This window comes from Paenibacillus sp. J2TS4 (genome assembly GCF_018403245.1).
GTDB lineage: Bacteria > Bacillota > Bacilli > Paenibacillales > NBRC-103111 > Paenibacillus_L.
Genome location: NZ_BOSH01000001.1, coordinates 613302 through 638676, shown reverse-complemented (window position 1 = coordinate 638676; position 25375 = coordinate 613302). Strand labels below are relative to the sequence as shown.

Here is a 25375-nt window from a genome sequence, read left to right as displayed (position 1 = left end):
TGTTCATACGCTGAATTCGGCCAATAAAGATTAGCATCTCGTTCCAAGAAAGAAGCCTGAGAAGCTTCCGTTAATCCCAACAAACAACAATAAGCCCCAAGGCTTCCAAGTAGGAAGCCTTGGGGCTTAAAATATAACTAAATCATGGAATGTAAAGAACCTGTCCCTCTTCTATCGGCTGATCCCCTAGACGGTTGCACAAAATAATTTCACGAGGATTGATGTTGTATCTCTCGGCGATCGTGTCGATGGAATCTTCCTTCTGCACGATGCACATGCGCATCCTCTTGAATTGATTCTCCGCGCCTTCCTCGCGGATAAACAGCCGTTTCCATTCTACGCCTTCCTTCGCCGCCGGCTTCTCTGCAGCTTCCTGCTCCCTTGTATTGGCGGCGTGATCGGTTTCGAGCTCGGTAATATCGGTTTTTTGAACCAGATTAGTTAGATGATACGGCGGATTAGGATCGGAGGACGACTTTTTACCGAAAGCAATCTTCAGCTCCTGCTTCTCCTCCGGCATGGATACCGCAATGATCTCCTCTGCTTCCTCGTTAGCCTCGGCAGAAACCGCCTCCGCCAGCTCTTGGTTAGCTTGATTAGCTTCGTTAGCTGCAATAAATTCGTTAGGCTCGTTCTCCTGCAAGACCGGCGCTTCCGCCTTCTCTTCAGAGATAGGACCCTCGGAACGATCCGTCCCCGCTAAATCTGACCATTCAGAGCCTGACTGTGAACGGTCCCTTTCGACCACAGGCTGCTGCTCTGCATCCGCACCGGATGTGCAAGATTCGTTCGACGCGCTTTCGCTCTGTTCCGATCGTCCATCATCGGAAAAACCGGGTTTAGCAGATGGCTCCATCGGGTCGATCTTGGGAAGCTCTGGCAAATCAATCTCAACCCGTTCATCTGGGCTCTTGTCGTCTGAACGCACGGTAAAAAAGGAGTCCGCCCAGGAGACGCTATTCGCAGAAGTCTCCGCGTCTTCTCCTGATTGGGCAGCTGCCGCCCCCTGATCACCGTCCTCATTGCATTCCTCCGGGCTGCTTCTTGGCGAAGCCGGACGGAAAGATACCGATATTTGCTCCGCAGATGTCCGGGACTGCTCTTCCCCGTCCTGCGCGGCATCCGTCCCATCGAAGAAGGCCTGCGGTTCCTGCGGCTCCACTGGTTCATCCCGGCTTCTCGCATCCGCTCTCTCCATCCCGGCAAAGGTTTCCGGTTCGCGGCGAATATCCACTTCCGGCCGGATGACCGGTTTGCTTTGCGCCTTCTCTTCCGCCTCGGTCGCCGGGAACTCCCGCGCCCTCGTTTCCTCCTTGCCAATGGCTGACGCTTCCTGACGCTCCGAGACCTCCTGTCCCCTCTCTTCCATCTCAGCCTCGGCTGCCCATTGCTGATTCCAGGCTTCTGCATCTTCCGCCCTGTGAACGACGGTAAATTCCTCTTCTTCCTTCCAGCCTTCCTCCGCTTTGGAGGTCACTTCGATTCCATGCAGCGACAATACGCCGGTTACATTGAGGCTGCGAGCGGACAGCAAATCGATATCGAAATTTTCAATTTCGACGGCAATATCTTCGAGCCGATGAATCCGGTTCATGGGCAGAGTAATTTCCACCGGAATAAAATGCTCCAGCGTCCGCCTGTCCTCCCCATCGTCTCCCAAATATGTACCGGTGAGCCACAAATTTCCTTTTAAAACGGCTTGCTCTTCCTCCTGCATCACCTGAATGTGCGGGATCATTTCGATTTCCTCAAGCGCTTGAATGCCTGCCAAGCTTTCATCCAAGTGCACCCGTTCATATACGTCGAAGCGCAACCCGCTTTGATGCTCGGTCACCCTGACTCCTCCCTTCTTGAATCGAGACTTTCCTTGCTCAATCCATTTATATGGGAGATTTAAGGAGAGCATGCCACATTTTTTCGGTTAGCCTTCTGAGCAGGCTTGAATTAAATTAGCTAAATCATCGGGAAGCGGGGCTTCCACAGCCACGATCTCCCGGGTAAGAGGGTGGGGAAAAGACAAGGCCAGTCCATGCAAAGCCTGACGAGAAATGGAAGCGGTCCTCCCCCCGTAAAGTAGATCTCCGATAATCGGATGATCGATATAACTTAGATGGACTCGAATTTGATGGGTGCGCCCGGTTTCCAGCTTCAGCTTCAGCAGAGTGGCCCCGGCATAGCTCTCCAGCGTTTCGTAACGAGTCATCGCAGCCTGTCCTGTTTTGCGGCTTACCCGGCGTCGTTGGGAATGATGCCTGTCTCTTCCTATAGGAGCCTGGATCGTGCCCTGTTCCGGCTTTACCTGACCTGCCACTAACGCGACATAGAACCGCTCCATTTCATTATCACGCAGCTTCTCATCCAGAATAAGCTGGGCGAATTCGTTCTTGCCGTAGAGAACCGGGCCGGTCGTGTCTTCGTCCAGCCTGTGAATATGCCGTACCCGGCAGGCTTGCCCGGTCGACTCGTAATAGGAGGCTACCGCATTGGCCAGTGTCCCCCGTCCGCCCCGATCGGTCGGATGGACAGCCATTCCCGCCGGTTTATTGACTACCAGACAATAATCATCCTCATACAGGACGTCCAAATCCATCCATTCCGGCTCATAACCGCTATTTTCTGCGGGGAATAAACGGATGAGAAGCCGGTTCCCTTGGCGGCGAACGCCATCCGTACGCAACAGCTTGGCCTTCAGCTTGTCCGGAATGCCGAGATGAATTAGAAACCCCTCCACGCATTCGTCGGACAGATTTGCCGCATTTGGAGTGGCGGACGAAGCTGAGTCCAAGGCAGCTTCCACAGTGGTTCTAAGAGGTTGCAAATTCGCCGCTTCCCTGTTCTCTACCAATTCCGTAAGCGGGTCATCCTCCGACTTGACCCGCGGCCTGGTCCTAGTTATAGCCGTTGTCGCAGACGTAACAACCAGCCATTCTCCTTTGCGCGACAGCTTCACCTCGAACGAATCCCCATAAACCATATCCCGACGAGTACAAGCCCAAACAAGCCAATAATAAGAATCAAATCCAAAGGCAAGCCGGCAATTACATATTTACTCAAATTGACATCCTCCTGTCCTGCATGTAAAAGAAAAAAGCTTGGCATGAATCGATCATGCCAAGGCAGAGGGTTAATAAAAGTCAAGTGGATACCCCTGGCGGGGAGATCGCTATGAATGAATGGTTATGAGACTCTCGCTCTCATTTCTCGCTTACAGCCTCTTCAGCGCTTCATAATGCCGTTCCAGCGTCATCTCGATCTCTTGCTCCGAGTGTGCTGCGGAGACGAACATTCCCTCGAATTGGGAAGGGGCGACGGAGACGCCTACATCAAGCAGGTTGGCAAAATACCGATTAAACAGCGAGAGATCGGATGTTTTTGCCGTATCATAGTTGATTACTTGCTGCTCTGTAAAGAAAGGACAGACCATGGAGCCCACTCGATTAATGGTGCTCGGGATGCCGATTTCCCTGGCGTTGGCAGTGATGCCCTCCTCCAGTCTGGAGGCTCTCTTCTCCAGCGCCTCATACACTTCCGGCGTCATCAGCTTTAACGTCGTATATCCAGCGGCCATCGCCAACGGATTGCCGGACAAGGTGCCCGCCTGATAAATCGGACCGCTCGGAGCCATTTGCTCCATAATTTCCCGTTTGCCGCCATAGGCCCCGACAGGGAGACCGCCACCGATGACTTTGCCGAGGCAGGTCAGGTCCGGCGTCACCCCGAACAAGCCTTGGGCGCTATAATACCCGACCCGGAAGCCGGTCATGACCTCGTCAAAAATAAGCAGCGTGCCGTACTCATTCGTTACATCCCGCAAGCCCTGCAAGAAGCCCGGAAGCGGAGGTACGACTCCCATATTGCCCGCTACAGGCTCGACGATAACAGCCGCGATTTGTTCACCGAACTTGTCGAAGGCCAGCCGAACCGATTCAAGATCGTTATAAGGAACCGTGATCGTATTGGAGGCGACCCCTTCCGGAACGCCCGGACTATCAGGCAGCCCCAGGGTGGCCACTCCGGAGCCGGCTTTGATGAGCAGAGAATCCGAATGTCCGTGATAGCATCCCTCGAACTTCATAATTTTATTGCGGCCCGTGTAGCCTCTGGCCAGGCGAAGCGCGCTCATCGTCGCTTCTGTTCCGCTGTTGACCATCCGAACGATGTCAATCGACGGAATCCGTTCCGCAACGAGCTTGGCCATTTCGGTCTCCAGCTCGGTAGGCGCTCCGAAGCTCGTTCCCCGGGCGGCTGTCCTTTGGACCGCTTCCACTACTTCCGGGTGAGCGTGCCCCATAATGAGAGGTCCCCAGGAGCAGACATAATCGATAAACTCATTGCCATCGATATCGTACACTCTCGAGCCTTCCGCCCTCTCTATGAAAACGGGGGTAAGCCCGACCGATTTATAAGCACGGACCGGACTGTTCACTCCACCGGGAATATATTGCTTAGCTTCTGCAAACGCGGCTTTTGATTTCGTATCTATTCGCCCCTGAGATTGATTCAACATACTCACCTGTCCTTCTCCTTGTCATTCTGGTTTATATTTAGCAGCAGTCCGTCAGGACCGGCTCATCTGCTCTGCCATTTGCAGCGCCGCTTCCTTGCCTTGGCGAATGCAATCCGGCAGCCCGACTCCATGAAAGCCCGCTCCGGTCAGGAGCAGCCCCGGAATAAACTCGGCAGCTTCTTTCCTGGCCTGACGGATAACGTCCAGATGGCCTACCGGATACTGCGGCATCGATCGCGGGAGTCTTGTAATTTCGTAAAACAATGGCTCCGCCTCAATGCCTGTCAATTCCTTCATATCCTTGCGAACCCCGCGCATCAGCTCTTCGTCGGAAAGCTTCATCCATTCCTCTTGTCCCGATCGGCCGATATAACAGCGAATAAGCACCTTGCCCTCGGGAGCGGTATGCATCCATTTGGAAGAGGTCCAGGTACACGCTGTTATAAACCGTCCTTCCTTACGCGGCACGAGAAACCCCGATCCATCCAGATCGTGCGGAACTTGGCTGGCATCAAAGGCGGATATGACGTTGGCGACGGACACGTAAGTCATGCCCCCGAGCTTCTGAACCGCAGGAAGCTCCGGCAGCAGCTCAGCCAGGGCATAGGTTGGCAGCGCTACAACCACCCCGTCGGCGATCTGACTGTCGCCGTTATCCAGAACAATACGGCCTTGCCCGCCGTCCAGCCGCTCGATACCGGCTACGCCTCGGCCTGTTATTATTTGCACGCCTGCCCGCCGCAAAGCATCCTCCAGCCCCCGGATCAGCGTCATCAGTCCGTCCCGATAGGAGAGGAACAGACTGTGCCGGACTTCCTCCGGGACTCCGCTAGGCGGAGGGGTTTGTTTCTTGCTTTCGGTCATGCCGAGAATGAGGCTGCGTTTGTTCTGCTCCAGCGCCTGGAATTGGGGAAAGGTCGCCTGCAGGCTAAGCTGGTGAGTATCTCCGGCATAAATTCCGGCCAATAACGGCTCGGCAATATTATTCAGAACCTCCCTGCCCAGCCTTCGCTCCAGAAATCCGCCCAGCGATTCATCTCCGGATTCCTTCCGCCGGGGAAGAACCAGATCCATTGCCGCTCTGACCTTCCCCCATGGAGAGATAAGCCCGCTCTTCATAAAAGGCTTCCATTCCGTCGGAATGCCCAGATTAAGTCCCGGCGGCATGCGGTGAAGCTTGCCCCGGTTCATAATATAGGTTTTCTTGGCCTTCGGATTAGTCGGGACAAGCTCTTTCTCCAATCCAAGCTCCTTGGTCAAATCGATAATCGGTGTTTTTCGAGCGAGGAATGAGTCCGGGCCTTTCTCGATCACAAATCCATCCTTGGCCAGCGTGTTGACTTTGCCGCCGATCGTATGGTTTTTTTCAAGAACGGTAATGTCCGCCTTGATTTTATTTTCCTTCAACAACCGATCTATATAAAATGCGGCACTTAAGCCCGTGATCCCGCCGCCGATTACGACAATCTGCTTCGGTTCGGTCATAGCGAATCAATTCCTTTCAAGCTCCGCAGTAACAACGTCCGATAAAGTCTCCATATACAGCGGGTCTGTGTTCAAAGACTCCGTCCGCTCAAGATGGATGCCCAGCTTGTCAGCGGTTTGGCGGCATTCGATGTCAATGTCGTACAGCACTTCCAAGTGATCGGACACAAAGCCGATTGGACAGAGGAGAACATTCTTTACGTTCTCTTCCTTGTGGATCGTCTCCAGCGTTTCCAAGATGTCCGGACCAAGCCATGGCATCGCGGTTTGGCCCGCACTTTGCCAGCCGAACTGCCAGTTGGTCAGTCCGAGGCGATCGGCAATCGCCCGAGATGTCTCCATCAACTGATCGACATACGGGTCGTTCAGCTCCAATATTTTGGCCGGTAAACTATGTGCCGTAAAAATAACGCGAACCTCGTCCTTCTCCGCATCTCCGAACTTTTGCAGCGTGTTCTCCACACGCGATGATAATGCTTCAAGCAGCTTCGGGTGAAGGTGGTAGCTGTTCACAAACCGGATGGACAGTCCAAGTTCCTCTGCCTTCTGCTGGGCCCGCTTGTTATAGGTGCCCACGCTCATGGTTGAATAATGCGGAGCGAGCACTACACCGACCGCTTCGGTCAGCCCGTCCTTCACCATTTGCTCTACTCCGTCCTCAATGAACGGAGAGGCATGCTTCAATCCTTGATAGCAAACAAATTCAATGTCCGTCTGGTTGCGGTTCAGTGTTTCCTGTAAAGCGGCGACCTGACGGTCCGTATTCTTCCTCAGCGGAAAAAAACCGCCGACAATCGCTTCATAACGTTGTTTTAATTCGTTCAATTGCTCCGCGGTAGGCGGATGACCGCGGCGAATATGAGTATAGTAGGCCTCGATCTGATCCATGCTCTCTGGAGTCCCGTAAGACATGACGAGCACACCGACTTTACGCTTGGACATTCGAATTCACTTCCTTCGCGGATGGATTAAGCACAGAGCTTGAATAATCATGGACATATTCGGTCAATTCCTTCAGCTTCTCCAGCGAGGCTTCCGGGAACAATCCGTGCCCCAGGTTAAAAATATAGCCGGGCTTCAGCATTCCCTCATCCATAATCGCTTTGGCCTGTTCTTTAATGACCGACATCGGGGCCGTCAGCACGAGAGGGTCCAGATTGCCTTGAACAGCAAACCGGTTATCGAGCCTTCTCCGTCCCTCCGAGATGGAAAGCCGCCAATCCAATCCGATCACTTCCGCCTGCAGATCGATTATCGTTGGCAGAAGTTCTCCGGAGCTGACGCCGGGGAAATAGATTTTGGGCTCGGCCAGATGAGACAGCTCCTTAAAAATCCGTTCGATAACGGGTCGAACATATTGCTTGAAATCGTTCGGAGACAGCGCCCCCACCCAGCTGTCGAACAATTGAACAGCCTTGGCTCCCGAAGCAACGTGAGCTTTTAAGTAAGTGATGACCATATCTCCCAACTTGTCCATCAAACGATGCCATACTTCCGGCTCGGAATACATTAACTCTTTAGTCCGGATATAGTTCTTGGAAGGACGCCCTTCTATTAAATAGCTTGCGATAGTAAAAGGAGCTCCCGCAAACGAAATAAGCGGCACCTCGAGCTCGCGGTCCAGGATTTCAATCGTCTTCAACACGTGAGACAAATCCCCTTCCACATCAATCGGGCGCAGATTATCTATATCTTGCGTGGAACGAATCGGATTGGCGATAACGGGCCCCACGTTGGGCACAATATCGAAATCAATCCCCAAGGAAGCTACAGGATTCATAATGTCGGAATATAGAATCGCAGCGTCCACTCCCAGCTTCCGGACCGGCATTAATGTAACTTCGGCTGCCAATTCGGGCTGCAGGCAAATTTCGAGCAAGCTGTATTTTTCTTTAATCTTGCGGTATTCCGGATCATAGCGTCCAGCCTGGCGCATGTACCATACAGGAAGACGATCTACCGGCTGCTTGCGGCATGCTTTAAGAAACCTGTCGTTAGTAATCATATTTTTTCCTCATTTCCGTTAAATTGCTACCTCTCATTATGCCCTATTTAAATGAGCGTAACAACCGATCCGACAGCGATATTCCGACAATCCTATGACAAGCCGCCAGCAGCTCTGGGGTGACCTAACCTATCGAATCAACCGCAGAAAAAAATAACGGCCATGATTAAGACCGTTAATTCCACTTGATGCTTGCTATATAAAGGATTGACGTCGAAAGGATGCATTTTACATGCCAACCGACTGTATCCCTCTCTCTGTTCAGTCTCTCTGCTCTTTCAAGTATACAATGACGGAATGCTGCGGATCCGGAACCGATCATTCGACACCGTCCGCTCACTGCTCCTTAAGCCAACGGATAACATCTTTGGCGAAATAAGTAATTAAAATATCAGCGCCAGCCCGCTTCATTCCAAGCAGCATTTCCATTACGACCGCCTGCTCATCAATCCACCCTTTGTCAGCGGCAGCCTTAACCATCGAGTATTCCGCACTGACGTTGTAAGCTACGACCGGAAGGTCGAAGTTATCTTTAAGCGTCCGGATTACATCCATATAAGCCAAGGCCGGTTTAACCATCAGAAAATCGGCGCCCTCCGCCACATCGGTTTCCGCTTCGCGGATAGCTTCACGAAGATTGGCCGGATCCATCTGATAAGTTCTCCGATCTCCGAATTGCGGAGTGGAATGTGCCGCATCGCGGAATGGACCATAGAATGAGGACGAGTACTTGACGGAATAGGACATGACCGGGACCTGCTCGAAGCCGGCCTCATCCAACGCTGCGCGAATAGCGGTTACAAAGCCGTCCATCATGTTGGAGGGGGCGATAATATCGGCACCGGCCTTCGCTTGCGAAACCGCCGTACGGGCGAGCAGCTCCAAGGAGCGGTCGTTGTCGATCACCGCCTGCCGGCTGACCGGATCCTGAACGACGATGCCGCAATGGCCATGATCGGTAAATTGACAGAGGCAAGTATCCGCTATGACAAGCAGCTCCGGATAGAGCTCCTTGATCCGGCGGGTCGCCTGCTGGACGATTCCGTCTTCTTCGAAGGCGGAAGTTCCTTCGGCATCCTTATGCTCGGGAATTCCGAACAGCAGCACCGCCTGAATACCCAGCTCATGAATTTCAGCGAGCTCCTCTTCCAGCCGATCCAAAGAATAGTGATAGACGCCGGGCATTGAAGCGATCTCGTCTTTAATGTCCGTCCCATGGGTAACAAACAGCGGATAAATTAAATCATGGACGGATAAAGAGTTTTCCCTTACTAAATTGCGCATCCCCCGGGAAGTGCGGAGCCTGCGATTGCGAACTACCGGAAAGTTCATTCGGTTTCCCTCCTGCATATTTGTTATTTCAAATGAAATTAAAATCTGTCCAATCTTAACTGGGAAAATAAAGGTATAACTGCACCTTTTTCGCTCCAGGAGCCCTGCATGCCCGCCAGATTTTAAAATTCTGTTTTACAATATTCAACCAAGCTGCTCCGAGGCTTCGACCATGGCCTCGACGAGCGAATCGATGGTGGCTTCCTTCGCCATGCGATAGTCCGTCCAGCCGGCTTCCTCGACCGCCCGGGCCGTTACCGGACCGATGCAGAGCAGCATTACATCCGATAACAGCACCATCGGCTCCTTCACCCCTGCGGACTGGAGCAAGGTGACCAAATTTCGGAAGGTGGACGGACTGGTCAAAGGGAGCATATCAATTTGCCTATCGATAAATAATTCAGCCAGCTTGGCCGCATGGTCCGTGCATAGGATATTTTCATAAATGTCAATTTCCGTCACATGTATTCCTTGCGAACGTAGATTGTCCGGCAAAACCTTGCGGGCCAAATCCGAACGGGGGATAAGAGCCTGCTGGCCTGCTCGCAGGTCCCCAGCAACGGTATCGAATAAATCTTCCGCCTGATAACGTTCAGGGATCGCGTAGACGGTTAATCCCCGATCCTCCAGTGCTCTCGCTGTCTTCGGGCCGACGGCTGCAATACGCGCCCCATGCAGCCTGTGAACATCCGAGCCGAACTGCTTGAGCCGATCAAGGAAATGAACCACAGCGTTGACACTTGTGAAAAATATCCAATTGAATTGCTCCAGCCGCTCTATCGCCTGCTCCAATTCGGACAGCCTGGCCGGATCGACTGGAGATTGCAGCCGGATGACCGGAAGCGCCACTGCTTTCCCTCCCAGTTCTTCAATCCGCTGCACGAGCTCTCCCGCTTGCTCCTTCGTCCGAGTTACTAATATACGCCGGCCGGACAACGGCTTTTGGCCTATCTCCATCGGCGGCCCCCTCTATTCTCTCACCGTGGCCAGAATCTCTTCGGCCCCTTGCTCGATCAGGCTTTCCGCCACTTCAAGTCCAAGACGAACGGGATCGTCCCCGGTTCTCGTCTCTTTAAGTATACGGTCTCCCTCCGGCTCGCCGACCAGTCCAGTCAGCTTAAGCCTGCTCGTCTCTGCTGCTGAATCCCAAGTATATTCAGCATAAGCTCCGATCGGGATTTGGCAGCCTCCGTTCAATCTGGCGAGGAAGGCCCTCTCGGCACGAACCGTCTGGGCTGTCTCCTCATCGTCATACAGTGCAAGCAAGCCCAGGACGAAATCGTCCGATTCCCGGCATTCGATGCCAAGCGCCCCTTGTCCAACGGCCGGAAGACAAATCTCCTGAGGCAAATATTGGCTCAACCGATCGGACCAGCCCATCCGCAACAGCCCGGCCGCTGCAAGCAGAATCCCATCGAAGCCTTCGGTCTCGAGCTTGCGCAGACGGGAGTCGATATTGCCGCGAATCGATTGGATTCTAAAGTCGGGGCGATACGCCTTCAGTTGAGCTGCGCGCCGGAGACTGCTTGTGCCGATTAAAGAGCCTTCCGGCAGTTCATCCAGCTTGACGTGGCCGTTAGTGATCAGACAATCTCGTGGATCCACCCGTTTCGGTACGGCCCCGATCATCAGTCCCTCCTGACTCTCCGACGGAACGTCCTTCATGCTATGGACGGCCATATCGATCTCTCCGTTAAGCAGCGCTTGCTCTATTTCCTTAACGAACAAGCCCTTTCCTCCTACCTTGGAAAGAGTAACGTCCAAAATCTGGTCCCCTTTGGTGACAATTTTACGGATCTCGAATTCACATTCCAGCCCGTTTTCCTGGCAAATGGTGCGTAAATCCTCTATCACCTGATTAGTTTGTGTCAGAGCAAGCGAGCTTTGCCTTGTTCCTACTACGATTTTGCGCATACGTCTGTTCCTCCCAACTCCGGATTACTGCTGCATCCCTTACATCAAAAACCAGCTGTGAAAAATAGAAAAGCGATTCAAAATAAAAAAATTGACCAGTACGAGAAAGAATGAAAATAAATTCCACTGGGCCAAGCGATAGCCCGAAGCTTTCAAAGACAGCTTTAATAATAAATGATAGGCATACAACGCTAAAATAAACAAGGAATTCAAAACTTTTGGATCCAATAGCAGGCGAACTTCCCCCTGCAGCACGATCCATACGATTCCCAAGGATAGAGCGAGCATGAGAAGCGGAATTCCCGCCACCACAGCTACATAAGTATATTTCTCGATTTTTTCCAGGCTGGGGATGCGACGCATTGTCCTTGACCACTTTTTATCCTTCAACTGTCCGTGTAAAAATAGATACATGACAGAAAGAATAGCCGAGATCGTAAAAGCGGCGTAGCTCCCGATAGCGAGACTGACGTGTATGAATAGCAATTCATCTGCAATCTGCCACCCTTTGAGAGCGGTGGAGACCGTATTATCACTAAAAAAATTCAAGGCGAGAATCGCAAAGCCAACCAAATTGACGAAAAAAACGAGCAGTTCAATAGAAAAAAAACGGTTGATGACTAAGGAGACCGTGACCAGCACCCAGGAAAAGAAAAACAAAGTCTCGAAGTTAGTAAAGACATGAACCGTTTTAAATTCAAAGAAAAAATAGATCGTTTGTAATACCCATACAAATATAAGCAGCCCTGTGCCCATCCGTTTGGCGCTCCGATTCGCGCCGACAAAATCAGAGAAATAAAACAGAAGGCTCAGGGCATATATATAAATTATCGCATCGTATATCCAGCTTTGAGTGACCATGCAACCTCCTGTTAGCGATCCGGCCAGCCCAATGCAGCCATAACGACTTGCCTTGAGCGAAAGACCGCATTAGGTCCTATTCACCCGCCTTTCCGGCTTGTACGCATGTGCTTTAGGACCGGGCCAAAGCCTCCTGAAGCTGAAGACCCAATAAGGGTAGCTTGTCGTTAGCTCTTCCGGCACCCGCCTTCATCGGCTCCGCTTCCTCTTCTTCATTTTGCCCGTCCGTCACGGATTCCAGAGCAAAAAGATGAGAAAACATGGCGATCGCTTCTTTACCGTCCTTGCCGCCTGCCATTTCCTTAAAGCGCACGATCGGGTCCCGCATCATCTGATTGACAATGCTCTTGGTCAGCTTGCGGATAACCTTGACTTCTCTATCGCTCAGATCGGGAAGCTTCTTTAACATGCTCTCCATCGTTTCTTCATGAATCCGGCTGGCTTTAGTCTGCAAAGCGTTAATAAGCGGATTAATCTCCATCGTCTTAAACCATTCGTCGAAAGCCTTCTCCTCTTCGGCAATCATCGCCTCGATCTCCGCCGCTATCTTCTCCCGTTCAGCCAAATTGCTCTCGACAATCGACTGCAGATCATCGATGTCATACAGGAACACGTTGGACAGTTCCCCTATGTGGGGATCCAGATCCCGGGGAACCGCAATATCAATCATAAAAAGCGGTTTAGACTTACGCAGATGAAGCATGCTTTCGACCTGCTGACGGTTAATTACGAGTCCGGGTGAACCAGTAGAGCTGATGACGATATCCGTTTCCGCTAATACGCGAGTCAATTCGTCAAAGGAAATCGCTTCTCCCGCGAATTTATCAGCAAATTCGACGGCCTTCTCATACGTCCGGTTAGCCACAACGACCCGGCTGGCCCCGTTAGCACGCAAGTGCTTTGCAGTCAGCTCGCTCATCTTGCCCGCCCCAATCAACAGAACGGATTTCTTAGCAAAGGATCCGAATATTCGCTTGCCCAATTCCACAGCGGCATAGCTGACAGAAACCGGATTATCGGCAATCCCGGTTTCGGAATGAGCTCGCTTGGCCATCGTAACCGCCTGTTTGAATAACGTATTAAAAACAGGGCCTGTCACCTTCTCCTTCTGGGAAAGCAAGAAGGCTTCGCGAACCTGCCCCAAAATTTGCGTCTCTCCAATGATCATGGAATCCAGACCGCTCGTTACTTGGAATAAATGCCGGATAGCATGCTCGTCTTCTTTGACATATAAGTGGTGATTAAATTGCTGCCGCGGAATTCCAAACCATTCTTCAATAAAACCACGGATAGCGTGGCCACATAAGTACATCCGATCAACAACTGCATAAATTTCCGTCCGGTTACAGGTGCCCACAATGACACATTCCAGGATGCTCTTCGTCTTCTTAAGCTGTGCGAGGGCTTCCGGCAGATCCTCTTTAGCAAAAGCAAACTTCTCACGAATCTCCACCGGAGCCGTCTTATAATTCAAGCCTACCACGATGATATGCAATTGTGTCCACCTGCCTTTCTTGCTGCCGGGGTTCTCCGGTCTGATCCTCAACGACTATTATACCACAGCTGGTACAAAGGTCACTCTTCACTTTTGAATATATTATGAAAAGTCATTTCAATTTTCTTATTGATCGGGCTTCTATTGAAGCAATTTTTTGCGCAGCATATCGGTCAATTCCTGGTCGATCTTGACCACTTTCTCGTTCTGGGAAGCGATCACCGTCGTGCCGCTTGCGGCCATCAGCTTCGTATAATCATCATAAATCGATTTATAGCCATTCCGAATCTCAGTCAATGTATCCCGTTCCTCGGTCTTGAGCTGTCTTTCTCCCCCCAATTGCAGCCGCATAATGTACTGAAGCAGCTGCGGGATAGAGCTTAACTCCGAGAGACGATCCTCACCTACGGCCAGCACCAGTCTTTCGTGAGTGTAATTAACCGAATAAGCGGCTTGACGCAGCGCATTCAATTGCCCGGTATGAGCTGCTTTTTCAGCCTCTCCCAGAAGATTGCTCAACAGCTCTAGTTGAAACAACGATACTTGATACAGTAAAAATGTCGCATCATGTTTGGTTCGGCTAGGCTGCAGCATTCCGTATATTTGATATATGGGCCATATTAACAAAAAAATAACCAGCAGCATTCCAAATAGACGTGCAGGCTTTAGTCTTCCCAATTTGCTCCCTCCGCATCCGCCATTGAATTGTATTATATAAGCGGCACTAAAGAAAGCGATCATTCCGTTCCGAAGGAAAGTGCCTCCGAAGCTTCAAACATCATACTCCTTCCCCAAAAAGTGAAGCTAGGCTTCGTAGTGAGTTCCATTTACTTTTCGGGTACCCCGATCCAACCGATCATTCCTTGTATATAGATGGGCCTTCGGGTAGTAGGAATACAAAGCCAAAACTCGCCCTGGAAGCATCTTTCTTTCTCCACTTCATGAGCTTTGAAATCTATAGTGCCGTGTATATAGATCCGGTTCCAGAAATGTCTTCAGCCATAAGATGCCAGGACACTTCCGAGGAACCCTCTATATAGATTGTATGGGCAGATGGACAAACAAATGACCATGGATCTCTCCATGGTCTTCAGGGATATATTTAAACTCTATATGACTTTGACTAATTCAACACATTTCATTTCCGGAGTTTCAACTTGCAATTCACCGAGTCCGCGAACGAGCTTCTTAGCGTGCGCTCTCTCAGGTTTCAGGACCGAGACCATATAATCGATCGCCAATTGCGGATCGACTGTTTCACCGCAAGTATAACAATCGAGAGCGGCGAAACCCTTCTCAGGATACGTGTGAATGGATAGATGGCTTTCTGACAAGAGTACCAAAACGGTTGCACCTTGAGGTTCAAACTGCTTAGCCTGTACTGACAGAACAGTTGCACCGCAAACCTCCGCTGCTTCAATCATTTGCGCTTGTAACCAATCTGCATTGTTAAGAAGATCAAAATCGACTCCCCAAGTATCGACAGCAACGTGTCTTCCGAAAGTTGAGTATTCCATTCTTTCGGTTCCCCCTTCCTAGGAATAAAATTGTTTTGATTTCATCCGCTAGGACCTACGTCATTCACTTCTCGAGGGAAAACTCTCTCGCAACATACAATGTCCTGAGTGAATCCTGGTTCCTATAAAGTTTTCAACGAAATTAAAAATAACATCTATTGAGTAAAAAAGCAATACTTTTTTAAAGAAAGAGCTTTTTTAGTAAAACTTGGGCGTTTTATAACCAGCAATTCGATACCCGAGGGAGATCTTTCACGCGGAAGTTCAAGCCTCCAGCACAAACAGACGATGGGTCAAACCGCTTAGCTTGCGATCGATATGCTCCCGGATTTCAGGTTCCGGAGTAGAATTGCGCAAGTCTAGAAGCTGGTTAATCTGAACGTACAGGCCGGCAATTTCTTTCTCCGGCTCTTGGTTCTGGAACAGTCGCTCCAACTGACCCAATGTATCTTTGTACTCATAGACAAGCTTCTTCTGCGTTCCTTTGACTTCGATAATCTTGACGACATTGCCTTTATGATAATGATAAACCATGATGAAGCTGGAATAAATTCGGTTGACGATGGCGTCCCCTTTAAACCGGGATACGGCCCTGCGCATCAAATTGACTAAGTTCGGGCTGCTCAGCTTGCACGATCCGCTGCAAACATATTCATTGGCCTCCCGCTCGAAGGTAAGAACCACTTCTTCTCCTGATGCGTCGTCATGCAGCACCACATTCTGATTGCCGTTATCCAGCACTTTCACATGCAGAGTGGCTTTCTGTTCCTCAAATAATCGGATAAAATCGGTCATTTCGGCTTCTGATAATTTCAGGCAGGTCTTGACGTATTCGGTCGCTAACCTATGAGCCATAAAAACCCCTCGATTCTTTAATTTAAACCTTGCACATCGTACAATTATTAGTATACTACATCAAAGTCGATTATTCCTCCCTAATTTTTTGAGCAAACGGCCATTTTTATTGAAAAACCGCTTTAATCCGAAAAGAAAAATAAAGAACCCTTTGCTCCTTCTCCCTTGTTCGCTCATCCTCGCTAAAAGAGTATCATCTGAATGAAAAGCATCCCCATGCAGGAGCCTTTAGAAAGTCTGGCGATCAAATTTCATCGCTGCAAGCTAAGTCCGGACTTCCGGTCGCTGTTATCCTCAAATTTCTTATCCGATAACAATAGCCGATGTTTCCGAAGCAAGAGGGAGCCCTATTTCCCGGCTCCCTCCTGTTCTTGTTCAGTTATATTGGCGTGTTCCTGAATAACGGACCAAAGCTCTTCCTTGCCCTGTCCTGTCTCGGAGGAGAACAGGATCAATTTATCAGCCGCATCCATTTGCAGGGCCTCTCTAATGATCTTAACATGCTTTTGCCATTTGCCTTTGGGAATCTTGTCCGCTTTAGTGGTAACAACGCATACGGGCAGTTCATTATATTTCAGCCATTCAAACATAGCCCGATCATCGCTGGTCGGCGGGTGGCGAAGATCCACGAGATGCAAAAGCAGCTTGAGATGTTCACGCTCCAATAGATACTGCTCGATAAACTTGCCCCAAACCGCCCGCAATGTTTTGGATACTTGAGCATAGCCATAGCCTGGCAAATCAACGAAATATAAGTCCTGGTTTATTTTGTAATAGTTCAGGGTCTGGGTTTTGCCGGGCTTGGAACTGGTCCTTGCCAAATTCCTTCGGTCGATCATTCGATTGATCAAGGACGATTTGCCGACATTGGAGCGCCCTGCCAGAGCTATCTCCGGCAGAGCATCTTCAGGGTATTGCGCGGGACCTACCGCGCTAATGATAAATTCGGCTTGTTTAACCTTCATCTAGGGCTGCACCTGCTTTCCGGCGAGCGCCGGCCGGGTAAGAGCCTGCTCGAGCACTTGATCCATATGACCCACCGGGATAAAGTGCAATTCTTCACGTACGCTATCAGGAATTTCCTGAATATCCTTCTCATTATCCTTGGGCATCAGCACCGTCTTGATTCCCGCACGATGCGCCGCCAAGGCTTTCTCCTTCAAACCGCCTATCGGCAGCACCCGGCCCCTTAGAGTGATCTCTCCGGTCATCGCCACCTGACGAGAAACCGGAATGTCGGTCAGCGCGGAGATTAAAGAAGTGGCCATCGTAATACCGGCCGAAGGGCCGTCCTTGGGAATCGCTCCCTCGGGAACATGGATATGGATATCGTTCTTCTCATGGAAATCCGGAGCGATGTTCAGCTCTCTGGCACGGGAACGGGTATAGCTAAAGGCGGCATGAGCCGATTCCTTCATAACCTCTCCCAGCTTGCCCGTTAACGTCAGCTTGCCATTGCCCGGCAAGACACTCACTTCGATCATGAGGGTATCTCCCCCTACCTCCGTCCAAGCCAGACCTGTGGCGGCGCCGATCTGATCCTGCTCCTCCGCCATCCCGAAGCGAAACTTGGGGGGACCGAGAAAATCCTTCAAATTGGCTTGCGTGACCTTAACCGAGTCGGCTTCCTTGGAGACAATTTTCTTGGCCGACTTACGGCAGAGACTCGCTAATTGCTGCTCCATATTCCGCACTCCCGACTCCCGCGTATACAGCCGGATAACATTCTGCAGCGCCCCCTCCTCCACAATTAGCTGATTGGGCTCCAGTCCGTGCTCCCTCTCTTGCTTCGGCAGCAGATACTGTTTGGCAATTTGCAGCTTCTCTATTTCGGTATAACCGGGGATGTAGAGCATTTCCATCCGGTCCAGCAGCGGTCTCGGAATGTTATGAACCGCATTGGCCGTCGTGACGAACATAACATTGGATAAATCAAAAGGCAGCTCGATATAATGATCGCTAAAAGTGCTGTTTTGTTCCGGATCCAGCACTTCAAGCAGAGCGGCCGAAGGGTCACCTCGGAAATCCATCGACATTTTATCGATTTCATCCAATAAAAAAACCGGATTATTAGTTCCCGCTGTTTTCAACCCCTGAATGATCCTTCCAGGCATTGCCCCCACATAGGTACGGCGATGACCGCGGATTTCCGCTTCATCGCGAACTCCGCCCAACGAGACCCGAATGAACTCTCGCCCAAGAGAACGGGCGATAGAGCGGGCTATCGATGTTTTTCCGACCCCGGGAGGTCCGACAAGGCATAGAATCGGGCCTTTCAGCTTTTTAACCAAATTTTGCACGGCTAAATATTCAAGCACGCGTTCCTTCGGCTTCTCAAGCCCGAAATGGTCTTCGTTCAATATTTGTTCTGCTTTGACTATGTCTAGATCGTCCTCGGTCCGCTTCGACCAGGGTAGCGCCAGCAGCCAATCGATATAGCTGCGGATAACGCCGCTTTCGGCGGAAGCGGAAGGCATTTTCTCCAAGCGGTCGATCTCTTTCTCGACCTTTTCCTGTACCCGCTCAGGCATTTCCGTCTTGGCCAACTCGCCCCTTAGCTCCTCGACTTCGCCCGCGCGCCCTTCCTTATCCCCTAGCTCCTTTTGGATCGCCTTCATTTGCTCGCGCAAATAATATTCCTTTTGTGTTTTCTCCATTTGCTTTTTAACCCGCTGGCTAATTTTGCGCTCCAACTCAAGCACTTCTCGTTCGTTGTTCAATATATCGAGAAGCTTCTCCATTCTCTCTCGAACGTCGATCGTTTCCAATATTTCCTGCTTATCCTTGATTTTGAGCGATAGATGACTGCAAATGACATCCGCCAGCCTTCCCGGCTCCTCAATATCCGAGACAGCCGCCAGCGTCTCGGGTGTCACCTTCTTGGACAAGTGGATATAGTGCTCGAATTGATTGAGCACGGTTCGCATCAAAGCCGCAATCTCCGGATCTTGAGCGAGCCGCTCCGGCAATTCCTTGATTTGAACCTCATAGTATTCCGATGTGGATACATAATCGATAATTTCTGCCCTGACCATTCCTTCCACCAGGACCCGGATCGTGCCATTAGGCAGCTTAAGCATCTGCCTAACCTTGGAGACGGTACCGATTCGATATATATCTTCCGTGGCCGGCTCTTCGATGTTCACTTCGGATTGGGAACACAGGAGAATCAAACTGTCGTCGACCATGGCTTTATCCAACGCTTTAACGGACTTTTCCCGTCCGACATCCAAATGCAGAACCATGCTTGGATAAACAAGCAGCCCGCGTAATGGGAGCAAAGGCATAGTACGCACCTTTAGTTTATTCCCCATCTGCAGCACCTCCGATGAACTCTGTCTTATTCACTGTGCAATCCATTTTATCAAAAGTTATTTCAAAACACCAATTTGCGGCAATGGTCAGGCGAACGGCCAGCCATTGCCGCTTACTTACACATGTATAATCACGTTGAACGGTTTACGGATTTAGCATGGAGATACGGAAGAGGGGATGCCACAAGTACGTCGTTAGGAACGGGCGGATTGGCCGATTCCGCTTTAATTTCAATACCTAGCCCTACTTGCAGCGCCTGCTCAATGGTAGACACCGGGATCACCTCGACTCCCTGCAGGCTGGCAAACAGCTCCTGCCAATTCTCCGCGGGAATGATGACTCGGTCGGCCCCAGCCTGGAAAGCGGCCTCCACCTTGGCCACAACTCCACCCACCGGTTTGACGTTTCCGTGAATGCTAATTTCACCGGTCATGGCCAGCTTCGGATCGACCGGGATCCCATGTATGGCCGAGACGATGGCCGTTGCCATCGAAATTCCGGCAGAAGGACCATCAATAGGCGTACCTCCAGGAAAGTTAATATGCATATCGTAATCCTGTGGCCTTAATCCAAGCCGCTTAAGAACGGTCAGTACATTCTCTACAGACCCGCGGGCCATGCTTTTGCGCCGCAAGGTTTTGGAATTGCCCCCCATCTCTTCTTCATCCACAACCCCGGTAATATTAAAGGCTCCGGTGCCTGGTCCTACCGGGATCACCGATACTTCAATCTCAAGAAGTGCCCCGAGATTAGGCCCATAAACGGCCAGCCCGTTAACCAGACCGACTTTGGGCTGATCTGACACTTTCTTGTCCGGACGAGGAGGGATTTGACTGCTATTGACTACCCATTCCACATCGGCTGCTGTAATTTCGTTTCGTTCGTCGGTCATGGCCAGGCCCGCGGCCAATTGAATAATATTGACCGCTTCGCGGCCATTCGTCGCATAGCGCTTCACGACTTCCACCGCTTCCCGATTATCGGGCAGTCCGATTTTTTTGATCGCGTTGGAGGCAATCTCCCCGATTTCTTCCGGTAATAAGGGGCGGAAGAAAATTTCCATACAGCGGGAGCGAATCGCTGGAGGAATTTCTTGCGGTGTCCGCGTCGTCGCTCCGACCAAGCGGAAATCTGCGGGCAGACCATTCTGAAAGATGTCATGAATATAGCTTGGGATATTGGAATCCTCCGAGTTGTAATAAGCGCTCTCCAGAAACACCTTGCGATCCTCCAGCACCTTTAACAGCTTATTCATTTGAACCGGATGCAGTTCCCCGATTTCATCAATAAATAATAGCCCCCCGTGAGCTTTAGTGACCGCTCCCGGCTTAGGCTGGGGAATGCCGGCTACCCCCATCGCCCCGGCTCCCTGGTAGATCGGATCATGCACCGAACCAATCAGCGGATCGGCAATGCCCCGCTCGTCAAACCGGGCCGTAGTCGCGTCTATCTCCGTAAATTTGGCATCTTGGCGAAAGGGGGAGTATGGATTTTTTTTGGCCTCCTCCAGCACGACTCGAGCGGCCGCTGTTTTGCCTACCCCAGGCGGTCCGTATACAATAACATGCTGCGGGTTCGGTCCGCACAACGCCGCTTTTAAAGCTTTTAACCCGTCCTTCTGCCCGATAATGTCATCCATCTTCGTAGGTCTTGTTTTCTCAGCCAAAGGCTTCGACAGAGAGATCGTTCTCATTTTTTTAAGCTTTTCGACTTCCTTCTTCGACTCACGATCGACTGCGGTTCGGTTGCTCTGCTGATTTCGCAGCAAATTCCAAAAGTACAAACCTATAATGACCGCAAAAAACAATTGAATCAGCATTAGAATCCAACTTAAGCTCATAGAAATACCTCCGTCCTTTCGCTCCATTGATTATGCTTCTAGTATGACCTTTCCTCGTTCGTCATAATCCTCCAACCAGGCAAAGTTTTTAGCGCGCGTATGATTTCCCCTACCTAGCACAAAACTAACGCTAATCGATTGTAGATAAGGGAGGATAAGCTATGCTGGTTTATTTGCTTCCTCTGTTAAGCCTATTGCAGAGCTTTGCATTGCTTGGCTGTGCCGAGGAGACCCAAGTTGCTCCTTTTCCGGTGTATTCTTTGCTAATGCCTGAAGCTGAAATTTTAATTGATGTGGGGCATGGAGGGATTGATGGGGGTACTTCTCATGGTTCGCTGCTGGAGAAGGACATTAATCTGCAGATGGGTTATCAGTTGTATTCCGCGCTTCGCGATAAAAAATACAATGTCGCCATCAACCGGATTGGCGATTACGCCTTGAGTGACGACAACCGGTTCCCGAAGATGCGGTCCCGTCATAGAAGGGATTTAATCCAACGTAAAGAAATTGCCAATCGGCTTAAGCCTAAAATTATGGTCAGTCTTCACGTCAACTGGTCAAGGCGTTCATCGCAATCCGGCGGCATCGTTCTCCATCAAAAAAATGCAGAGAGCAAAAATTTAGCTGTTCACATTCAGCAGTCACTAAACAAGCTGTATCGGACTAGTCATTCCGTCTTTCATGGCAAAACTTATTTTCTGCTCAATCAAACGAAATGCCCTACCGTCATTGTGGAAATGGGCTTTATCTCCAATCCTTCAGACCGCAAGAGGTTGACCGACCCCGTGCTTCAGCAGGAGCTTGCAGACACGATAGCCGACGGAATTGATAAATATTTGAATAAGATACCTTTAGAGGTGAAGTGATTCATAAACGCTTTAAGAAAAATAGAAAACACCGCTTCTTTTGGTAAAGTGAAGGCATCAAAGCCATCCCTGCTACAGAAGAGGTGTTCTTACATAATAAATGAGCATTAACTAGGAGGTTGTGCAAGCTTCTTGCTTACTTATTGGATAGTTCCACATGTCAATCCACTCTTGGACTGCCATGTCAATACTCTCAAAGCAAAGAAATCATCTGCTTGTTTCATTATAAAAGATGAAGTCAGAAAACCCTGCCTTGGCAATTGACTTAAATGGCTGAGCGATACGATCCGTATAAGAAGGTGTATACACAACTATACCGTAGCAACTCAGGCTGTCGATTTATTGTGGAAACAGTAACGGTCATTAACGACCATTATCCGACAAATGAGACGGTTTCTTTATTCTAACGGACATAGATGACTGTTATTTGAGAAAAACTCCTCATTCGCATCCTGTGTTTCAGCCTATGGTCCTTTGTGTCCATTACGTTAACGAAAAGCCCCTTTTAGGGAGGGTAAGGGTCACGGATGTCCGTAATCATATACACAATGAATCGACACCCTCCAACTTTACGTTAGCTATCAGTATATTTCTCAAACGCGCTATTTTACATGGTCCCTGTTATACGTTTTCTCGAAGATAACATCTCCATTATCGTTAACAGCAATAACGGAAACAGGCGTATAAAGATCACCTATGAACACATCCAAAAATAATTTTTCATCGGTTATCGGGTAGACCATAACTTGCCCATTACGATGTTCAACATAAACCGTACTAATCTCCACATCGTGGCTATACCCCATTGTAAAGCTATAGTCTCTATTTACTCTGTCCTCATGCAGCCCACCCCCACCAATAAGTAACTGGAGAGGCTCCTCCTCTATAACAGGAAATCCATCAAATACTTCCCCTTGAAAAAGATTATTTTCAAGTTCCTGAACATAAAACATTCCCATATACTCTTGACCATTATAGCGAAACATACAGGAATAAAAAAGCTGGTTACCAGATTCCCGGCGAACATCGGTAATCCTGATATCTTTAACATCTGAGGAATATTGCAAGGAAATATATAGTTTTAACAATTCTTCCACCGATTCGCTCCTTCTTTCTTCATCAGTTAGCGTGGAACTCGGGCCGAGAGGATCTTTGTAAGAAGGAGTTGCAGTATTTGGCTGTTTGCCGCAAGCGATTAAAATCGCAATCAGCATCAGCATTGTAAATTTCCAAGCTTTCAATGTAACACACAACCTTTATTATTTATTGCCAGTTGCAAAGTATTTGAAAAATCAACTAAAGCAATGGCTCAATCTTGAAATCGGTGCAATAACGCCCAATTCCCTCCTAACTAAATGGACTTTATTCAGGTGCTCCAGCCGACGGATTTTATAGAATAACTGGAAAACGGCATCTATTGCTGAACGAAATCGAGCGGCATCCAGCAGTTGCCTAATAGGAAGGATTGAAGTGCAAAAATGCCTCTTAAAAAGTCAATTTCATAATACGAGCATGTATATAAAGGATAAGGGATCCCCTGAAAATGAAGTCATTTTTTTGGAAAAATTAGGGGGATGCCACGGTTGCTTGAAGAGACCGGTTCAACCGGTCTAATGCAAGCTTGCATAAATTATAGGTCATACAGCTTAAATCCATATCGACAAAAGCACGCTTTTTGAGTTTACGGCTAGAAGCTAATCCCAAGTAGAGTTTCAAATAGGCAAAGACGCGTTCAACTGCAGTTCGTAATTTAAATAGTTCTTTAAAGGCCTTGCTTCCTCGTCCAGGAGCGGTATACGCGCGAATATTCTCTTCGACTCGAAACTTAAACACTTTTTGGCAGCCTTCGGCTTGAAAGGAGCACGATGCGCATTCCTTCGGTCGCGTGAACTTTACGGTATCCCGCTGGGGATCATAGCTATCGTAGACATAAGAATGCCCTTGTTTGCAAATCGGCCGCAAATGCTCATCCTTTCCCTCCCGGAGTTTCTTTGAACGATGAATCAGCGGAATCAAGGGAAACGCTCCAAGGTCACGAATCGCACGGTAGACCGGCTCGCTGTCGTATCCTTTGTCAGCAAGCACATGGCGAACAGGCAGACCCGGAAAACGTTCCTTGATCCGCTTGAGCAGCACCATGGCCAGTCTTTGGTCGCTGACATGGGCCGAGCAAGTCGCTCCAGTGAGAATATATTGGCTCTGGCAATCGACCACGACATTCAATTTATAGCCATACCAATACTTCACGTGACCACTTCCACGCGGGTCTCCCTTGGCACCAGTGCTGGCGTACTGCGGCATGTCGGCTACCAGTTCGTCGTAACGGGCCGGAAGCATGTCAGCCACCTCCCGTTCGAAAAGGGAGAGCGAGTTGTAGTAGGCCGCAAGCTCGGCTTGCCATGCCGCTTCTTCGGCTTTGGGGACGCGACCGCGTTTGGAGCGTTTCGGTTTTTGGCGCTTGCTTTTCTTTTCCGGGATGGCCTCGGTCTCCTCCAGAAAAGTCGGTTCATCCGATTCAGCAGGGAGATTCTCTTCTGTTAAGGCTTCCTCCCGGTTTAAGCTCGGATTGCGATCGAATGCCTCTACCGCCGAAGAATCCAGGGCCAAACTTTCTCCAAGGAGAAATTCCTCGGCTCTCGCCTGGTCCGCTAAATCTTCTTGAAGCGTGCGAAAAATCTCGCACTCGGCCAGTTTGGACACTAACCGGGAGTAAGACGACTCGCTCGGAATCGTTTCAGCTCCATTAAAACGGCAACGGATAGCAAATTCGAGACTGTCCTTCAGGCGACGAACGATATCCTTGGTATAAATCATATGCTCCATCTTGCCAAGGACTAAGGAGTAGATCATTGCCCGTACATTCAAAGACTCGGGACGTCCGCGCCGGCGAGGGGGAGTAATGGCATGTAATATCTTTTCGATAGGTAATTGCTCCAATACAAGATCCGCCTTTGCGCAAGATGACATTTTAAAAAGATCTTCAAAGGGAAACAGCTCTTCTTGTCGATTAGAATACATAGAGGAAGCCTCCTTTTTCTGTTCTCGGGTTGTGGTCGGGATACCTATAATTTCGAGAACATGGGGAGGTCTTCCTTTTTTTGGGCTCAAAAACTCAATCGTATCAAGGCTTTCTAATTATGAAATTGACTTTAAATCCAACCTTTTTCCCGAAATGGGTATTAAAGTGCAGAAAGTACCCTCTAATTTGGTGAAATCGTCGTTTTTTTTAAATCGTGGAAAATAGAGCGCATTTTTACACTTTAATCTCAAAAATGGCTAGAACGATAGAATTGGGGAGCACAATGCACCTTATTTTGTTTTCCTACCTAACTCCATTATAATTAAAAGCAAGCACCTTTCGCATCGTATCTTTCTTGTGAAGC

Annotated in this window: 20 protein-coding genes; 1 reads left to right on the top strand and 19 read right to left on the bottom strand. The window is 49.7% G+C overall.

Annotated features, from left to right (window positions below):
* Positions 1-142: 142 nt before the first annotated feature.
* From KJS69_RS02880 to lonB, 17 genes are all read right to left on the bottom strand, one after another.
* Positions 143-1834: a LysM peptidoglycan-binding domain-containing protein gene (locus KJS69_RS02880; RefSeq protein ID WP_213581489.1), complete on the bottom strand. Its 1692-nt coding sequence runs from the start codon at positions 1832-1834 to the stop codon at positions 143-145.
* 87 nt (positions 1835-1921) lie between these two features.
* The gene (locus KJS69_RS02875) at positions 1922-2950 is read right to left on the bottom strand and encodes an RluA family pseudouridine synthase (protein WP_249730320.1); all 1029 of its coding nucleotides are present in this window, start codon (positions 2948-2950) and stop codon (positions 1922-1924) included.
* A gap of 255 nt (positions 2951-3205) precedes the next feature.
* The gene (gene hemL / locus KJS69_RS02870; RefSeq protein ID WP_213581844.1) at positions 3206-4507 is read right to left on the bottom strand and encodes a glutamate-1-semialdehyde 2,1-aminomutase; all 1302 of its coding nucleotides are present in this window, start codon (positions 4505-4507) and stop codon (positions 3206-3208) included.
* A gap of 51 nt (positions 4508-4558) precedes the next feature.
* Positions 4559-5992 carry a protoporphyrinogen oxidase gene (gene hemG, locus KJS69_RS02865; RefSeq protein WP_213581487.1) on the bottom strand — a complete coding sequence of 478 codons (1434 nt, stop codon included), beginning with the start codon at positions 5990-5992 and terminating at the stop codon, positions 4559-4561.
* 6 nt (positions 5993-5998) lie between these two features.
* Positions 5999-6934 carry a ferrochelatase gene (gene hemH / locus KJS69_RS02860; RefSeq protein WP_213581486.1) on the bottom strand — a complete coding sequence of 312 codons (936 nt, stop codon included), beginning with the start codon at positions 6932-6934 and terminating at the stop codon, positions 5999-6001.
* Complete coding sequence (gene hemE, locus KJS69_RS02855) at positions 6921-7997, bottom strand: uroporphyrinogen decarboxylase (protein ID WP_213581485.1); 1077 nt, start codon at positions 7995-7997, stop codon at positions 6921-6923. The genes hemH and hemE overlap by 14 nt, the downstream gene beginning before the upstream one ends.
* Before the next feature lie 336 nt (positions 7998-8333).
* Positions 8334-9329 (bottom strand): porphobilinogen synthase, encoded by a 996-nt coding sequence (gene hemB, locus KJS69_RS02850; RefSeq protein ID WP_213581484.1) that lies wholly within the window; start codon positions 9327-9329, stop codon positions 8334-8336.
* 144 nt (positions 9330-9473) lie between these two features.
* Complete coding sequence (locus KJS69_RS02845; protein ID WP_213581483.1) at positions 9474-10286, bottom strand: uroporphyrinogen-III synthase; 813 nt, start codon at positions 10284-10286, stop codon at positions 9474-9476.
* 12 nt (positions 10287-10298) lie between these two features.
* Complete coding sequence (gene hemC / locus KJS69_RS02840; RefSeq protein ID WP_213581482.1) at positions 10299-11243, bottom strand: hydroxymethylbilane synthase; 945 nt, start codon at positions 11241-11243, stop codon at positions 10299-10301.
* Between the two features lie 39 nt (positions 11244-11282).
* On the bottom strand, positions 11283-12104 hold the full coding sequence (locus KJS69_RS02835) for a cytochrome C assembly family protein (RefSeq protein ID WP_213581481.1): 822 nt from the start codon (positions 12102-12104) through the stop codon (positions 11283-11285).
* Positions 12105-12216: 112 nt separating this feature from the next.
* Positions 12217-13599 carry a glutamyl-tRNA reductase gene (gene hemA, locus KJS69_RS02830; protein WP_213581480.1) on the bottom strand — a complete coding sequence of 461 codons (1383 nt, stop codon included), beginning with the start codon at positions 13597-13599 and terminating at the stop codon, positions 12217-12219.
* Between the two features lie 141 nt (positions 13600-13740).
* Positions 13741-14277 carry a hypothetical protein gene (locus KJS69_RS02825; RefSeq protein ID WP_249730319.1) on the bottom strand — a complete coding sequence of 179 codons (537 nt, stop codon included), beginning with the start codon at positions 14275-14277 and terminating at the stop codon, positions 13741-13743.
* A 431-nt stretch (positions 14278-14708) separates the two neighbouring features.
* A complete protein-coding gene (gene speD, locus KJS69_RS02820; RefSeq protein WP_213581479.1) occupies positions 14709-15116 on the bottom strand; it encodes an adenosylmethionine decarboxylase in 408 nt (135 codons plus the stop codon).
* 264 nt (positions 15117-15380) lie between these two features.
* Positions 15381-15971, bottom strand: a complete 591-nt coding sequence (locus KJS69_RS02815) for a non-ribosomal peptide synthetase module (protein WP_213581478.1) — start codon at positions 15969-15971, stop codon at positions 15381-15383.
* 347 nt (positions 15972-16318) lie between these two features.
* A complete protein-coding gene (gene yihA, locus KJS69_RS02810) occupies positions 16319-16936 on the bottom strand; it encodes a ribosome biogenesis GTP-binding protein YihA/YsxC (RefSeq protein WP_213581477.1) in 618 nt (205 codons plus the stop codon).
* Positions 16937-19285 carry an endopeptidase La gene (gene lon, locus KJS69_RS02805; protein ID WP_213581476.1) on the bottom strand — a complete coding sequence of 783 codons (2349 nt, stop codon included), beginning with the start codon at positions 19283-19285 and terminating at the stop codon, positions 16937-16939.
* Positions 19286-19416: 131 nt separating this feature from the next.
* Positions 19417-21126 (bottom strand): ATP-dependent protease LonB, encoded by a 1710-nt coding sequence (gene lonB / locus KJS69_RS02800; protein WP_213581475.1) that lies wholly within the window; start codon positions 21124-21126, stop codon positions 19417-19419.
* 161 nt (positions 21127-21287) lie between these two features.
* On the opposite strand from lonB, the gene KJS69_RS02795 reads away from it, so the two are divergent.
* Positions 21288-21992 (top strand): N-acetylmuramoyl-L-alanine amidase family protein, encoded by a 705-nt coding sequence (locus KJS69_RS02795; RefSeq protein ID WP_213581474.1) that lies wholly within the window; start codon positions 21288-21290, stop codon positions 21990-21992.
* Positions 21993-22594: 602 nt separating this feature from the next.
* On the opposite strand, the gene KJS69_RS02790 is transcribed toward KJS69_RS02795, so the two are convergent.
* Both KJS69_RS02790 and KJS69_RS02785 read right to left on the bottom strand, forming a co-directional pair.
* Positions 22595-23233 carry a hypothetical protein gene (locus KJS69_RS02790; protein ID WP_213581473.1) on the bottom strand — a complete coding sequence of 213 codons (639 nt, stop codon included), beginning with the start codon at positions 23231-23233 and terminating at the stop codon, positions 22595-22597.
* Positions 23234-23558: 325 nt separating this feature from the next.
* The gene (locus KJS69_RS02785; protein ID WP_213581472.1) at positions 23559-25010 is read right to left on the bottom strand and encodes a transposase; all 1452 of its coding nucleotides are present in this window, start codon (positions 25008-25010) and stop codon (positions 23559-23561) included.
* Positions 25011-25375: the final 365 nt, after the last annotated feature.

Coding starts and splice junctions, on each gene's coding strand:
- hemL (WP_213581844.1), bottom strand. CDS start 4,507: ATGTTGAATCAATCTCAGGGGCGAATAGATACGAAATCAAAAGCCGCG.
- KJS69_RS02815 (WP_213581478.1), bottom strand. CDS start 15,971: ATGGCTCATAGGTTAGCGACCGAATACGTCAAGACCTGCCTGAAATTA.
- hemG (WP_213581487.1), bottom strand. CDS start 5,992: ATGACCGAACCGAAGCAGATTGTCGTAATCGGCGGCGGGATCACGGGC.
- hemE (WP_213581485.1), bottom strand. CDS start 7,997: ATGATTACTAACGACAGGTTTCTTAAAGCATGCCGCAAGCAGCCGGTA.
- hemB (WP_213581484.1), bottom strand. CDS start 9,329: ATGAACTTTCCGGTAGTTCGCAATCGCAGGCTCCGCACTTCCCGGGGG.
- yihA (WP_213581477.1), bottom strand. CDS start 16,936: ATGAAGGTTAAACAAGCCGAATTTATCATTAGCGCGGTAGGTCCCGCG.
- hemC (WP_213581482.1), bottom strand. CDS start 11,243: ATGCGCAAAATCGTAGTAGGAACAAGGCAAAGCTCGCTTGCTCTGACA.
- KJS69_RS02785 (WP_213581472.1), bottom strand. CDS start 25,010: ATGTATTCTAATCGACAAGAAGAGCTGTTTCCCTTTGAAGATCTTTTT.
- lon (WP_213581476.1), bottom strand. CDS start 19,285: ATGGGGAATAAACTAAAGGTGCGTACTATGCCTTTGCTCCCATTACGC.
- hemH (WP_213581486.1), bottom strand. CDS start 6,934: ATGTCCAAGCGTAAAGTCGGTGTGCTCGTCATGTCTTACGGGACTCCA.
- lonB (WP_213581475.1), bottom strand. CDS start 21,126: ATGAGCTTAAGTTGGATTCTAATGCTGATTCAATTGTTTTTTGCGGTC.
- KJS69_RS02835 (WP_213581481.1), bottom strand. CDS start 12,104: ATGGTCACTCAAAGCTGGATATACGATGCGATAATTTATATATATGCC.
- KJS69_RS02795 (WP_213581474.1), top strand. CDS start 21,288: ATGCTGGTTTATTTGCTTCCTCTGTTAAGCCTATTGCAGAGCTTTGCA.
- speD (WP_213581479.1), bottom strand. CDS start 15,116: ATGGAATACTCAACTTTCGGAAGACACGTTGCTGTCGATACTTGGGGA.
- KJS69_RS02845 (WP_213581483.1), bottom strand. CDS start 10,286: ATGGAGATAGGCCAAAAGCCGTTGTCCGGCCGGCGTATATTAGTAACT.